The following is a 12,414-nucleotide window of genomic DNA, read 5'->3' as shown; positions in this document are numbered from 1 at the left end:
GCGATGAAACTCATGAAGAAAGTCCTGTGGGTCCTGTTGCTGGCGCTGGTCGTGGCGGCCGGCGGCCTTTACTGGGCGGGCACGCGCGACGACGCCAGCACCGGCCCGGCGGCCGCCGCGCAGGACGCGGCCACGCTGGTCGAGCGCGGCCGCTACCTGGCGCAGGCCGGCAACTGCATGGCCTGCCACACCAGCCGCGGCGGCCAGCCGCTGGCTGGCGGCACGCCCATCCCGACGCCGTTCGGCACGGTGTACGGCCCCAACATCACGCCCGACGAACAGACCGGCATCGGCGCCTGGACGGCCGACGATTTCTGGCAGGCGCTGCACAACGGCAAATCGCGCGACGGCACGCTGCTCTATCCCGCGTTCCCGTACACCGAGTACACGCGCATCACGCGCGCGGACGCCGACGCGTTGTACGCCTACCTGCGCAGCGTGCCGCCGGTCAGCCGCGCGAACCGGCCGCCCGAGCTCGAATTCCCGTACGACCAGCGCGCCCTGCTGGCCGCCTGGCGCGCGCTGTACTTCAAGCCCGGGGTGATGGAGCCCGACGCCGGCCAGTCGCTGCAATGGAACCGCGGCCGCTATCTGGTCGAAGGGCTGGGGCATTGCGCCGCCTGCCATACGCCGCGCAACAGCATGGGCGCGCTGCGTTCGGAGCAGCCGCTGGGCGGCGGCGTGATTCCGGTGCTGGACTGGTACGCGCCGCCGCTCACGAATGACATGCAGACCGGCATGGGGCGCTGGTCGGCCGAGGACATCGCCACGCTGCTCAAGACCGGCGTGTCGCGGCATTCCAGCGTCAGCGGGCCGATGGCCGAGGTGGTGCTGGGCAGCACGCAGCACCTGAGCGACGACGACGCGCTGGCCATCGGCGTCTACCTCAAGTCGCTGCCGGCCGCGCCGGCCGCGGCGCAGCCGCCCAAGGCGCCGGTGTCGCCGGCGGCGATGGAACTGGGCGGCAAGCTCTACCAGCAGCAATGCGTGCAATGCCACCAGGCCGAAGGCCAGGGCAGCGGCACGGCCTGGCCGGCGCTGGCCGGCAATCCCACGGTGACCGCGCCGTCGCCCGTCAACGCGATCCGCATGGTGCTGGACGGCGGCTACGCGCCCGCCACGGCGGCCAACCCGCGGCCCCACGGCATGCCGCCGTTCGGGCAATTGCTGAACGACAGCGATGTCGCCATGCTGGTGTCGTACATCCGCAATAGCTGGGGCAACGAGGCCGGGGGTGTGACGCCGCTGGAGGTCAAGCGGGCGCGCGCGGCGTCTACGCGGAATTAGGGGGTGGCGTTGCCTGATGGGTTTCGCGCGTCCGGCGCTTGATTTCTTATGTCGAATATCTCGCGCTGCACCCATCCTACGAGTTGCATCGCAGGATGGGTGCAGCGCGAGAATCTTTGGACAAGAACGCGAACATCGAGCGCGCGAAACCCATCACGCTATTTGCTGCTCTGCAGAATCGCCATCGCCTGGCGTTCCATGAATTCGCCCAGCGTGTCGATGCCGCGCAGCTTGAGGATGGTGTTGCGCACGGCGGCCTCGACCAGCACGGCCAGATTGCGGCCCGCGGCGACCTGCAGCATCACCTTGCGCACCGGCAGGCCCAGCATGTCCTGGGTGATGTCCTGCAGCGGCAGGCGTTCGAACTTGTCCTGCGCGGTGGCGCGCACCAGGTGCACGATGAGCTTGAGGCGCATCTTGCGGCGCACGGAGGTCTCGCCGAAGATGGTGCGGATGTCCAGCAGGCCCAGGCCGCGTACTTCCAGCAGGTTCTGCAGCAGCTGCGGGCAGTGGCCTTCGATCATGTTGGGCGCGGTGCGCGAGAACTCCACCGCGTCGTCGGCCACCAGGCCGTGGCCGCGCGAGATCAGTTCCAGCGCCAGTTCGCTCTTGCCCAGGCCGGATTCGCCGGTGATCAGCACGCCCAGGCCGAGCACGTCCAGGAACACGCCGTGGACCGTGGTGGTGGGCGCCAGCTTCTTGCCGAGGTAGATGCGCAGCAGGTCGATGAGCTGCGCGGCCGCGACCGGCGTGGACAGCAGCGGCACCTGGTGCTGGTCGCACTGGTCGATCAGGTCCTGCGGCGGGCTCAGGCCGTCGGCCAGCAGGATGGCCGGAACGCCGCCGATCAGCAGCTCGTCCATGTGGTGCATGCGCCGGCGCAGGTCGAAGCGGGTGTAGTACGCCAGCTCTTCCTGGCCGAAGACCTGGATGCGCGACGGGTGGATCAGGTTCAGGTGGCCGACCAGGTCGGCGGCCGACATGCCGTCGTCGGGAATGGCGCGGTCCGCCGCGCCCTGGCCCGAAATCCAGTTAAAGGGGATTTTGTCGGCGTTGTCGTCGACGAGTTCCTGCACCGTGAGCATGGCAGCGTGTCCGCGAGTGGATCAGAGTTGCCCGGTCGTCAGCATCTTGTGGACGACGGCCGGATCGGCTTCGGTGGCCAGGGCCTCGCGCAATGCCTTGTTGGACATGAGCTGGGCCAGTTCGGCCAGGATGTCCAGGTGCTGCTGCGTGGCCGCTTCGGGCACCAGCAGGCAGAGCAGCATCGAGACCGGCTGGCCGTCGGGCGCATCGAAGGCGATGGGCTGGGCCAGCCTGATGAAGGCCGCCAGCGCCTGCTCCAGGCCCTTCACGCGGCCGTGCGGCACCGCCACGCCCTGGCCCAGCGCGGTGGACCCCAGGCGTTCGCGGGCGAACAGGCTGTCGAAGACGAGCGCGCGCGCCAGGCCGTGGTTGTTTTCGAAGAGTAGGCCGGCTTGTTCGAACGCACGTTTCTTGCTCGTGGCGAGCATATCGAGCACGACGTTGCCGGCGGGAAGGATGCGCGACAAATGATTCATCGGATCATTATATGGTTATATGACGCAGTGCAATAATCGGCCTCTGGACGCGTCCCCTGCGAAGGCGCGCCGTGGGACGGCAAGAGCGACAGCATAGACCGTAAGCGCCGGATTGTGGGCATTCTTGCGCCGTGCGCCACGGCGTGGACGGGGAATTCGGGAGGCGGGCGGGAAAACGGGTGCGCCGGGCGGGCCGGTACGGGGGAAAACGCTGGGGGAGGGGGTGAAGCCGGGAGGGGGGAAGTTTGCCGATGCCCCGGCTGGACGCGTGGTCTAGCGGGACACCGGGACTCAGGCAGGATTCGAGAATCGCTGTTTCGTTAGCCGCACATGGCGAGCTGTCGTGAGGCGCGTTACTACTGGGTTGGCGAGAGGTTCGCCGCTTGCCGCTTCACTGACTCGGCCGTGTGGCTTCGTACCTTGTCCTTGTGCTTGATGACCTGACGGTCGACCTTGTCTGCCAGAAGATCTATGGCCGCATAGAGATTTTCATCGGTAGCTTCACAATGAATGTCCTTACCGCTCAGACGCATGGTGATTTCGGCTCTATGCCGCAGGGGCTCTACCGAGAGCATGACCTGGGTATCGATGACGTGATCGAAATGCCGCAGCACTCGCGCCAGTTTGTTCATGACATATTCCCGGATGGCCGGGGTGACGTCGAGGTGACGACCGCAGATGCTCAGGTTCATAGTGTGCTCTCCTTCTAAAAGAGGGAAAAAAATTGCGCAGAAATGCGCGGCTTGTGCGTTAGGCGTTCTCCTTGAATTCAGCGGTTTCGGTTAGTACTAGTGTATAGACTCGGGCCGATAAAACAAGCTGAGCTAGCGCAATAACATGTCATTTTTATGGCTGAGTCCCTAGGATGTACCGGCGGCCCGCCTAGGGTCTTCCCGGACCCGCCGGTTACATGCGGAAGTGTTCGCCCAGATAGACGCGGCGCACCGCGGGATCGCCCACGATTTCCTCGGGATGGCCGTCGGTCAGCACCTTGCCCTCGCTGATGATGTAGGCGCGGTCGCAGATGCCCAGCGTCTCGCGCACGTTGTGGTCGGTGATCAGCACGCCGATGCCGCGCCCCTTCAGGAAGCGCACGATGCGCTGGATTTCGATCACGGCGATGGGGTCGACGCCGGCGAAGGGCTCGTCCAGCAGGATGAAGCGCGGGCTGGTGGCCAGCGCGCGCGCGATCTCGACGCGGCGGCGTTCGCCGCCCGACAGCGAAATGGCCGCATTGCTGCGGATATGGCCGATCTGCAGTTCTTCGAGCAGGGATTCCATCTGCTCGTTGATCTTGGCCGTGGACAGCGCGCGCCCATCCGGCCCCGTTTGAAGCTCGAGCACCGCGCGGATGTTCTGCTCCACCGTCAGGCGGCGGAACACCGAAGCATCCTGCGGCAGGTACGACAGCCCCATGCGCGCGCGCTTGTGGATGGGCATGGCCGTGATGGCGGCGCCGTCGATCTCGATGCGGCCGGCGTCGGCGGGCACCAGGCCCACGATCATGTAGAAGCTGGTGGTCTTGCCGGCGCCGTTGGGGCCGAGCAGGCCGACGACTTCGCCGCTGACGACGGACAGGGAGACGTCCTGCACCACCGTGCGGCCGTTATAGGTTTTGCGCAAGCCGGTTGCGCGCAGGCTGCCCTGCTTGACGCCCGTCGGGGCGGAGGTCACGGGAGTCTGCACTGTGGGTTGGTTCATCGTGGCTGCGTATGGTGTGGCTGGGAGGCGCTTCAACGCCCTTTCTTGGCGGCCTGCTGCTTGCGGCATTCCGCGATGGCGGCGTCGGACTTGGCGCGCGGCTCGGCGACCGAACGCACCCGCCCGCCGGGGGCCGACGAGTTGGGGCCGCCCTGGGCTTCGTAGGTGCCGGTCTTTTCGTTGTAGCGCACCCGTTCGCCGCGGATGGTGTCGAAGGGTTTGCCACAGACGTAGCGGATCACGACCGCCTGGCCGATCAGGTCGAACGTGCTCTTGGAGCCGTCGTATTCGGCGCGCAGGCCCTTGCCTTCGATGAGCTCGAAGGTCTCGGGGCGCTCCTGGCGGATGGTCACGACCTTGCCCTTGTTGGCGGTGGCCGTGCCGAACTGGTTGCCCTTCGCGTCCTCGTTGACCTCCAGCACGTCCGAGGTCAGCGTCATGAGCCCGCGCGTCAGGCTGACGTTGCCCGTGAAGACGCTTTTCTTCTTCACGTCGTCGTAGTGCAGGGTCTCCGACAGGATCAGCGTGCTGGGCTCTTCGGCCGCAGGCGCCGATTTGGAACCCTGTTCCGCGGCGTGGACCGGCGCCAGCGCCGCGGCCGCCAGCAGGGCGGCGCCGATCAGGCGGGTCGTCGGGGCAAGGAGAATCCGGAGGTCGGTCATGGTTTTTTCTGGTCAGTGTTGTTGGCGGGAACGCCGTTCCGGGGCTGCTGCTTGCCTTCGGAACCGGCGATTTCCACATCGGTCGATGCCGAAACCTGCAGCTGGCGCGTTTTGTTGTTGTAGCGCATGCCCTTGCCGTTCATGCGCGAACGGCCCTTGAGGACCTCCGCCGGCAGGTCGGTATAGACCACGTCCTCGTCGGGCAGGATGATCAGTTGCTGGCTGCGCACGTCCAGCATGTCGTTGTTGGCGTCGGGCTGGCGATGCACGTGCGCGTCGCCGTTCATGACGATGCGCTTGCCGCCTTGCTCCATCACGGCCGTCTTGGAGACGGCCACCGTGATGGGGTTGGTCTCGCGCTGGCCCACCGCGCGCGGCGCGGTGATGTGATAGGAGTCGTCGTCGGGGAAGTGTTCCGCGTACTGGCCTTCGAGCCGGTTGATGGGCCGGCCGCTGGGATCGGTGCGCAGCATGACGAAATCGCGCGACCAGGCGTCCATCTCGTGGGTGACGCGGCGCGGCGGGTCCACCGGGATGGCCCGCTGCGCGTAATCGGCCGCCCACCAGGAGCTGGTGACCAGCACCACCAGCAGGAACAGGGCGATCAGAGAGGGAAAACGTTCTTTCATCGGGTTCGCCGCAAGGGCGTGTCGGTTGTCGCGGCGGTCATTGGATGGCGCCCGGGCCCAGCAGGCCCGGCGCCGCCAGGAATGCGCCCAGGCGTCCCTGGGACGCCAGCAGCAGGTCGCAGCATTCGCGCACCGCGCCGTTGCCGCCGGCCTGCGTGGACACCCAGTGGGCGGCCTGGCTGACGTAGCCCGGGGCGTTCGGCACGCTGGCGGCGAAGCCCGCGCGCTGCATGGCCGGCAGGTCGATGATGTCATCGCCCATATAGCCGGTCTGGTTCAGTTGGACACCGCAGCGCTGCGCAAGTTCAGCCAGCGCGCCGCCCTTGTCGCGCACGCCCTGGACCACCTCGGCGATGCCCAGTTCGGCGGCGCGGCGCGCCACGATCGGGCCCGAGCGGCCGGTCATCAGCGCCACCGTCAGCCCGCCTTCCATCAGCAGGCGCAGCCCGTGGCCGTCCAGCGCGTTGAAGCGCTTCTGCAGTTCGCCGCTTTCGCCGTAATAGAGGCTGCCGTCGGTCAGCACGCCGTCCACGTCGAACACCATCAGGCGCACGGTGGCGGCGCGTTCGCGCACGGCGGCGGGGATGCGGGCGAGGACCAGCGCGTCGGCCGGGTGAGTCACGGAAGCAGGAAGAGTCATAGTCATACCACTTTAGCGGCCATCAGATCATGCATGTGCAGGGCGCCGAGCAGGGCGCCGTCGGCATCCAGCACCAGCATGTGGTTGAGCCGTTGTTCGTCCATTTGCTGCGCGGCCTCGACGGCCAGCGCGTCGGGATTGATGCTGCGCGGCGAGCGCGTCATGCCGGATTCCACGGTCAGGCTGCGGATGTCGCCGTGCCGCGCGATCAGGCGGCGCAGGTCGCCGTCGGTGAAGATACCCAGGGGGCGGTGCTGCGCGTCGGTCACGACCGTCATGCCCATGCCTTTGGCGGACATGACCTCGAGCGCCTGCGACACCGGCGTGCCGGCCAGCACGATGGGCAGGGCGTTGCCCTGGCGCATCACGTCGCGCACGTGCGTCAGCAGGCGGCGGCCCAGCGCGCCGCCGGGGTGCGAGCGCGCGAAATCCTGCGGGCCGAAGCCGCGCGCCTCCAGGCAGGCCACGGCCAGCGCGTCGCCCAGGGCCAGCGCGGCGGTGGTGCTGGCCGTGGGCGCGAGGTTCAGCGGACACGCCTCCTGGGCCACGCTGGCGTCCAGGTGCACGTCGGCCAGCTCGGCCAGTTCCGAACGCGGATTGCCCGTGATCGCGACCAGGCGCGCGCCCATGCGGCGGGCCACCGGCAGGATGGTCAGCAATTCCTGGCCGCTGCCCGAATACGAAATCGCGATGATCACGTCGTCGCGGGTGATCATGCCGAGATCGCCGTGCACGGCCTCGGCCGCGTGCAGGAAAAAGGCCGGCGTGCCGGTCGAGGCCAGCGTCGCCGCGATCTTGCGGGCGATATGGCCGGTCTTGCCGATGCCGCTCACCACCACGCGGCCGCGACAGGCCAGCAGCATGGCGACCGCCTGCGCAAAGCTGTCGTCCAGCCGGGCCGACAGGTCCAGCAGCCCCTGGCTTTCGATTTGCAGCGTTCTGCGCGCAGATGCCAGCGCGGTCTCGGACGTAGTGGTGGGATGGTCAGTCATGGGCGGATTTTAATATCAGTATGCGGGTTTGCCCCGAGCAGGGGGGTATGGCATCCTGGCGGCTCTTTTCAACGGCTTCCAAACTCTCCTGCAGGTTCGTCCATGTCCAGCCTTCCCAGCCCCGTTCTAGGCACGCCTTTGTCTCCCCTGGCCACCCGCGTCATGCTGCTCGGGGCGGGCGAGCTGGGCAAAGAGGTCATCATCGCCCTGCAGCGGCTGGGCGTGGAGGTCATCGCGGTGGATCGGTATGCCGACGCCCCGGGCCACCAGGTGGCGCACCGGGCGCATGTGGTCTCGATGACCGACCCGCAGGCCTTGCGCAAAGTCATCGAACAGGAGCGGCCGCACGTTATTGTCCCCGAAATCGAGGCCATTGCCACCAATTTGCTGGTCGACCTGGAAGCGGCCGGCGTGGCCCGGGTGACGCCGACCGCCCGCGCCGCCCAGCTCACCATGAACCGCGAGGGCATCCGCCGCCTGGCGGCCGAAACCCTGGGCCTGCCGACCTCGCCCTACCGCTTCGTCGACACCGAGGCCGAGCTGCGCCAGGCCATCGACGGCGGCATCGGCTATCCCTGCGTCATCAAGCCGGTCATGTCGTCCTCGGGCAAGGGCCAGTCCCTGATCAAGAGCGCCGACGACATCGCCGACGCCTGGCGCTACGCCCAGGAGGGCGGCCGGGTAGGGGGCGGGCGCGCCATCGTCGAAGGCTTCATCCGCTTCGACTACGAAATCACCCTGCTCACCGTGCGCGCCCGCGGCGCCGACGGCCAGATCGAGACCCGCTACTGCGAGCCCATCGGCCACAAGCAGGTCGACGGCGACTACGTGGAAAGCTGGCAGCCGCACCCGATGTCGCCCGCGGCGCTGGAGCGCGCGCGCGAGATCGCGCTGGCCGTCACGTCCAACCTGGGCGGTTTGGGCATCTTCGGGGTGGAACTGTTCGTCGCCGGCGACCAGATCTGGTTCTCGGAAGTCAGCCCGCGCCCGCATGACACCGGCCTGGTCACCCTGATCACCCAGGTCCAGAGCGAGTTCGAACTGCACGCCCGCGCGCTGCTGGGGCTGCCGGTGGACACCAGCCTGCGCCAGCCGGGCGCCAGCAGCGTCATCTACGGCGGCGTCGACGCCGCGGCCGTGTCGTTCCACGGCGTGGCCGAGGCGCTGGCCGAGCCCGGCACCGATATCCGCCTCTTCGGCAAGCCCGAATCCTTCGTCAAGCGCCGCATGGGCGTGGGCCTGGCCGTGGCCGACGACGTCGCGGCCGCGCGCGCCAAGGCCAAGCGGGTGGCCGCCGCCGTGTCGGTCCAGGCCGGCTAGCCGCTTTTTCTTCGGTTTTCACCAGCAGCCCCCGCCCAGGCGGGGGCTGCTTGCGTTCGTCCGCCGTCGATGCCCGTCCCGCTTGCGTGCATCCCCATGCCGCCGGTGTGGTTTGCGCTTTCTCATGGTTTGTTCGATAATTTCAGAAATTTCTGGAAGTGACGTAACTGGATTTTTCTGGTTCGCCGCTTCCGTACCGCTGGCGCAGGATCGATCATGGCTCTCACCCCGCAAAACGAACGCTTCATCCTGCATTTCGGGGAAATGGGCAGCCGCTGGGGCGTGAACCGCACGGTCGGCCAGATCTACGCCCTGCTGTTCCTCTCCCCCAAGCCCCTGAACGCCGACGACATCGCCGACGCGCTGGGCTTTTCGCGCTCCAACGTCAGCCTCGGCCTGAAAGAGCTGCAGTCCTGGCGCCTGGTCAAGCTCATCCACCAGGTGGGCGACCGCCGCGACTACTTCGAAACCCCCAAGGACGTCTGGGAGATCTTCCGCACCCTGATGGAAGAAAAGCGCAAGCGCGAGATCGATCCCACGCTCTCGCTGCTGCGGGACACCCTGCTGGAGCCGCCATCCGGGCCGGATGAGGCTTACGCGCAACAGCGCATGACCGAGATGCTGGAGCTCATCGAGCTCTCCACCGGATGGTTCGACGAGGTCCAGCGCCTGCCTCCCGAAACCCTGCAGAACCTGATGAAACTGGGTTCCAAGGTGCAGAAGGTGCTGGGCTTCGCCGGCAAATTGCGCGGCAAGGAATGAAAGTGATCTGTCCTGAATTTATGGATAACCCCTATGAAGTTGTATCCAACGCCCTTACCATTGGGCGCAGACGGCCTGGGAACCATGCCGGTTGCCGTGGCATCTCTTTGGGAGCGCCCCGATGATTGATCTCGACGTCGTGAACCTGTCGCGATTCCAGTTTGCCGCGACCGTCCTCTACCACTTCCTGTTCGTTCCCCTCACGCTCGGCCTGTCTTTCATCCTGGCCATCATGGAAAGCGTGTACGTCATGACCGGCCGCCCCATCTGGCGAAAGATGACCATGTTCTGGGGCACGCTGTTCGGCATCAACTTCGCGCTGGGCGTGGCCACCGGCGTCGTGATGGAATTCCAGTTCGGCATGAACTGGTCCTACTACAGCCACTACGTGGGCGACATCTTCGGCGCGCCGCTGGCCCTCGAGGGGCTGATGGCCTTCTTCCTCGAAGCCACCTTCGTCGGCCTGTTCTTCTTCGGCTGGAACCGCATGTCCAAGGTCAGCCACCTGGTGGTGACCTGGCTGGTGGCGTTCGGCACCAACTTCTCGGCGCTGTGGATCCTGATCGCCAACGGCTGGATGCAGAACCCGGTGGGCGCGGTCTTCAATCCCGACACCATGCGCATGGAGATGACCGACTTCGCCGCGGTGATCCTCAACCCGGTGGCCCAGGCCAAGTTCGTGCACACGGTCAGCGCGGGCTACGTGGCCGGCGCCATGTTCGTCATGTCGATCAGCGCGTGGTACCTGCTGAAGGGCCGCCACATCGACCTGGCCAAGCGCTCGATGGCGGTCGCGGCCAGCTTCGGCCTGGCCTCGGCGCTGTCGGTCGTGGTGCTGGGCGACGAAAGCGGCTACCTCACCACCGAACACCAGAAGATGAAGATCGCGGCCATCGAGTCCATGTGGCACACCGAGCCGGCGCCCGCGTCCTTCAACCTGGTGGCCTGGCCCAACCAGGAAGAGCGCAAGAACGACTTCGCCATCGAGATCCCGTACGTCATGGGCATCATCGGCACGCGCTCGCTGACCACGCCGCTGCTGGGCATCGACGACCTGATCCTGCGCGCCGAGAACCGCATCCGCGACGGCATCGTGGCGTACGACGCGCTGCAGAAGATCCGCGCCAATCCCAAGGACGTGGACGCGCGCATGGTGTTCGACCGGACCTGGCCCGACCTGGGCTACGCGCTGCTGGTCAAGCGCTACCAGCCCGACATGAGCAAGGTCACCGAGGCCGACATCAAGCAGGCCGCGGTGGACACGGTGCCCACGGTGGCGCCGCTGTTCTGGACCTTCCGCATCATGGTGGCGGTGGGTATGTACCTGATCGTGTTCTTCGCCGTGGCCTTCTGGCTGGCCTCGCGCGGCCGCCTGGACAGCCGCCGCGGCCTGCTCAAGGTGGCGCTGTGGAGCCTGCCGCTGCCCTGGATCGCCATCGAAAGCGGCTGGTTCGTGGCCGAGTACGGACGCCAGCCCTGGGTGATCGAAGGCGTGCTGCCGACCTACTACGCGGCCTCGGGCCTGACCGTCATGGACCTGGTCATCTCCCTGGCGATCTACCTGGTGCTGTACACGGTGCTGGCCATCATCGGCGTCAAGGTGATGCTGCACGCCATCAAGGCCGGACCGAAGTCCGATCAGCCGGCGCCCGACAGCGCCGCCGATCCCGTCCACGCCGCCGTGCGCGCCTGAGGAGAGCATCATGGAAAATCTGATCCCCTTCGACTACGGCACCCTGCGCGTGGTGTGGTGGGTGCTGATGGGCGCGCTGCTCATCGGCTTCGCCGTGATGGACGGCTTCGACCTCGGCGTGGCCGCGCTGCTGCCGGTGGTCGCCAAGACCGACGTGGAGCGCCGGGTGGTGATCAACGTGGTCGGCCCCGTCTGGGAAGGCAACCAGGTGTGGCTCATCACCGCGGGCGGCGCCATCTTCGCCGCGTGGCCGCTGCTGTACGCGGCCTCGTTCTCCGGGTTCTACCTGGCGATGATGCTGGTGCTGATCGCGCTGATCCTGCGGCCCGTGGGCTTCAAGTACCGCAGCAAGATGGAAGACACCCGCTGGCGCAGCCGCTGGGACGCCGTGCTGTGCTTTTCGGGCGTGCTGGCCTCGCTGGTGTTCGGCGTGGCCATGGGCAACATCATCCTGGGCGTGCCGTTCACGTTCGACCCCGTCACGCTGCGGCCCATCTACGAAGGCCACTTCTACCAGCTGTTCATGCCGTTCGCCTTGCTGGCCGGCGTGCTGAGCGTGGTGATGCTGGCCATGCACGGCGCCGTGCTGCTGGCCTGGCGCACCGAGGGCGCGGTGGCCGAGCGCGCCCGCAACTGGGGCCGGCTGTGCGCGTTGCTGACCGCCGCGCTTTTCATCGTCGGCGGCTTCTGGGTGGCCGGCGGCATCGGCGGCCACGTGATCACCAGCGCCATCGACGTGGCGGCCCCTTCCAATCCCATGCAGAAGACCGTGTCGGTGCAGGACGGGGCATGGATGGCCAATTACGCCAAGTGGCCGCTGATGTGGATCGCGCCCGCGCTGGGCGTGGCCGGGGCGGTGCTGGCGGCGCTGCTGCTGAGCGCGCGCGCCAACATGCTGGCGTTCCTGGCCTCGGCTACGTCCATCACCGGCGTGATCCTGACGGCGGGCTTTTCGCTGTTCCCGTTCATCATGCCCTCGTCGACCAGACCGCAGGCCGGGCTTACGGTCTGGGACGGCTCGTCCAGCCACTTGACGCTGTGGATCATGGTCATCGCGGTCGCCGTCTTCCTGCCGATCGTCACCGTCTACACCGCCTGGGTCTACCGCGTCATGCGCGGCAAGGTCACCGAGGAATCGGTCGGCGGCACGCCCAACTCATACTGAC

13 protein-coding genes are annotated in these 12,414 nt (G+C 67.1%); 5 read left to right on the top strand and 8 right to left on the bottom strand.

Annotated elements, in window-relative coordinates; genetic code table 11:
• Positions 1-3: 3 nt before the first annotated feature.
• Complete coding sequence (locus A6B37_RS21465; protein WP_111826860.1) at positions 4-1,287, top strand: cytochrome c; 1,284 nt, start codon at positions 4-6, stop codon at positions 1,285-1,287.
• Positions 1,288-1,445: 158 nt separating this feature from the next.
• Here the strand turns inward: A6B37_RS21465 and hprK are convergent, their stop codons facing one another.
• The 8 genes from hprK to A6B37_RS21425 all read right to left on the bottom strand — a co-directional run bounded on the left by hprK (position 1,446) and on the right by A6B37_RS21425 (position 7,473).
• Positions 1,446-2,372, bottom strand: a complete 927-nt coding sequence (gene hprK / locus A6B37_RS21460) for an HPr(Ser) kinase/phosphatase (RefSeq protein ID WP_102775225.1) — start codon at positions 2,370-2,372, stop codon at positions 1,446-1,448.
• Between the two features lie 21 nt (positions 2,373-2,393).
• Positions 2,394-2,849 (bottom strand): PTS sugar transporter subunit IIA, encoded by a 456-nt coding sequence (locus A6B37_RS21455; protein ID WP_102775226.1) that lies wholly within the window; start codon positions 2,847-2,849, stop codon positions 2,394-2,396.
• Positions 2,850-3,205: 356 nt separating this feature from the next.
• Positions 3,206-3,541 (bottom strand): ribosome-associated translation inhibitor RaiA, encoded by a 336-nt coding sequence (raiA, locus tag A6B37_RS21450; RefSeq protein ID WP_006391806.1) that lies wholly within the window; start codon positions 3,539-3,541, stop codon positions 3,206-3,208.
• 214 nt (positions 3,542-3,755) lie between these two features.
• Entirely contained in the window at positions 3,756-4,550 is a 795-nt protein-coding gene (gene lptB / locus A6B37_RS21445; RefSeq protein WP_102775227.1) for an LPS export ABC transporter ATP-binding protein, read from the bottom strand.
• Positions 4,551-4,582: 32 nt separating this feature from the next.
• Positions 4,583-5,212 carry a lipopolysaccharide transport periplasmic protein LptA gene (gene lptA / locus A6B37_RS21440; protein WP_102775228.1) on the bottom strand — a complete coding sequence of 210 codons (630 nt, stop codon included), beginning with the start codon at positions 5,210-5,212 and terminating at the stop codon, positions 4,583-4,585.
• Entirely contained in the window at positions 5,209-5,841 is a 633-nt protein-coding gene (gene lptC / locus A6B37_RS21435) for an LPS export ABC transporter periplasmic protein LptC (RefSeq protein WP_102775229.1), read from the bottom strand. Before lptC ends, lptA begins: the two co-directional genes overlap by 4 nt.
• Before the next feature lie 37 nt (positions 5,842-5,878).
• Positions 5,879-6,487 (bottom strand): HAD hydrolase family protein, encoded by a 609-nt coding sequence (locus A6B37_RS21430; RefSeq protein WP_181391051.1) that lies wholly within the window; start codon positions 6,485-6,487, stop codon positions 5,879-5,881.
• A complete protein-coding gene (locus tag A6B37_RS21425) occupies positions 6,484-7,473 on the bottom strand; it encodes a KpsF/GutQ family sugar-phosphate isomerase (protein WP_102775231.1) in 990 nt (329 codons plus the stop codon). The genes A6B37_RS21430 and A6B37_RS21425 overlap by 4 nt, the downstream gene beginning before the upstream one ends.
• A gap of 102 nt (positions 7,474-7,575) precedes the next feature.
• Between A6B37_RS21425 and purT the strand changes: the two genes are divergently transcribed.
• From purT to cydB, 4 genes are all read left to right on the top strand, one after another.
• The gene (purT, locus tag A6B37_RS21420) at positions 7,576-8,793 is read left to right on the top strand and encodes a formate-dependent phosphoribosylglycinamide formyltransferase (protein ID WP_102775232.1); all 1,218 of its coding nucleotides are present in this window, start codon (positions 7,576-7,578) and stop codon (positions 8,791-8,793) included.
• A gap of 216 nt (positions 8,794-9,009) precedes the next feature.
• Positions 9,010-9,555: a GbsR/MarR family transcriptional regulator gene (locus A6B37_RS21415; RefSeq protein ID WP_102775233.1), complete on the top strand. Its 546-nt coding sequence runs from the start codon at positions 9,010-9,012 to the stop codon at positions 9,553-9,555.
• A 121-nt stretch (positions 9,556-9,676) separates the two neighbouring features.
• Positions 9,677-11,248: a cytochrome ubiquinol oxidase subunit I gene (locus tag A6B37_RS21410; RefSeq protein WP_102775234.1), complete on the top strand. Its 1,572-nt coding sequence runs from the start codon at positions 9,677-9,679 to the stop codon at positions 11,246-11,248.
• 10 nt (positions 11,249-11,258) lie between these two features.
• A complete protein-coding gene (cydB, locus tag A6B37_RS21405; protein WP_111826859.1) occupies positions 11,259-12,413 on the top strand; it encodes a cytochrome d ubiquinol oxidase subunit II in 1,155 nt (384 codons plus the stop codon).
• Position 12,414 lies beyond the last annotated feature (1 nt).

Origin of the sequence: Achromobacter sp. HZ01 (assembly GCF_003267925.1) — a bacterium.
In the GTDB taxonomy this organism is placed as follows: Bacteria; Pseudomonadota; Gammaproteobacteria; order Burkholderiales; family Burkholderiaceae_B; genus Achromobacter; species Achromobacter pulmonis_A.
This window is presented reverse-complemented; position numbering and strand designations above follow the sequence as displayed.

Coding starts and splice junctions, on each gene's coding strand:
- A6B37_RS21465 (WP_111826860.1), top strand. CDS start 4: ATGAAACTCATGAAGAAAGTCCTGTGGGTCCTGTTGCTGGCGCTGGTC.
- hprK (WP_102775225.1), bottom strand. CDS start 2,372: ATGCTCACGGTGCAGGAACTCGTCGACGACAACGCCGACAAAATCCCC.
- A6B37_RS21455 (WP_102775226.1), bottom strand. CDS start 2,849: ATGAATCATTTGTCGCGCATCCTTCCCGCCGGCAACGTCGTGCTCGAT.
- raiA (WP_006391806.1), bottom strand. CDS start 3,541: ATGAACCTGAGCATCTGCGGTCGTCACCTCGACGTCACCCCGGCCATC.
- lptB (WP_102775227.1), bottom strand. CDS start 4,550: ATGAACCAACCCACAGTGCAGACTCCCGTGACCTCCGCCCCGACGGGC.
- lptA (WP_102775228.1), bottom strand. CDS start 5,212: ATGACCGACCTCCGGATTCTCCTTGCCCCGACGACCCGCCTGATCGGC.
- lptC (WP_102775229.1), bottom strand. CDS start 5,841: ATGAAAGAACGTTTTCCCTCTCTGATCGCCCTGTTCCTGCTGGTGGTG.
- A6B37_RS21430 (WP_181391051.1), bottom strand. CDS start 6,487: ATGACTATGACTCTTCCTGCTTCCGTGACTCACCCGGCCGACGCGCTG.
- A6B37_RS21425 (WP_102775231.1), bottom strand. CDS start 7,473: ATGACTGACCATCCCACCACTACGTCCGAGACCGCGCTGGCATCTGCG.
- purT (WP_102775232.1), top strand. CDS start 7,576: ATGTCCAGCCTTCCCAGCCCCGTTCTAGGCACGCCTTTGTCTCCCCTG.
- A6B37_RS21415 (WP_102775233.1), top strand. CDS start 9,010: ATGGCTCTCACCCCGCAAAACGAACGCTTCATCCTGCATTTCGGGGAA.
- A6B37_RS21410 (WP_102775234.1), top strand. CDS start 9,677: ATGATTGATCTCGACGTCGTGAACCTGTCGCGATTCCAGTTTGCCGCG.
- cydB (WP_111826859.1), top strand. CDS start 11,259: ATGGAAAATCTGATCCCCTTCGACTACGGCACCCTGCGCGTGGTGTGG.